1 protein-coding gene is annotated in these 241 nt (G+C 66.8%); it reads left to right on the plus strand.

Annotation, left to right across the window (positions count from 1 at the left end):
- On the plus strand, positions 1–241 hold a 241-nt coding region (locus tag SB756_RS34530; RefSeq protein ID WP_410913811.1), incomplete at both ends, for a phosphoenolpyruvate carboxylase.

Below are 241 nucleotides of genomic sequence, written 5' to 3' on the forward strand. Positions count from 1 at the left end.
GCTGCCGATGGCGTCAAGGCCTACCGCAGCGTGGTGCGGGACAACCCCGATTTTGTCGAATACTTCCGTCAGTCGACACCGGAACAGGAGTTGGGGCGCCTGCCACTGGGCAGCCGCCCGGCCAAGCGTCGCGCTGGAGGCATCGAAAGCCTGCGGGCCATCCCGTGGATTTTCGGCTGGACCCAGACGCGCCTGATGCTGCCGGCCTGGCTGGGCTGGGAAACGGCCCTGAGCAACGCAT

This window comes from Pseudomonas sp. SIMBA_068, assembly GCF_046534705.1.
Taxonomy (GTDB): domain Bacteria; phylum Pseudomonadota; class Gammaproteobacteria; order Pseudomonadales; family Pseudomonadaceae; genus Aquipseudomonas; species Aquipseudomonas putida.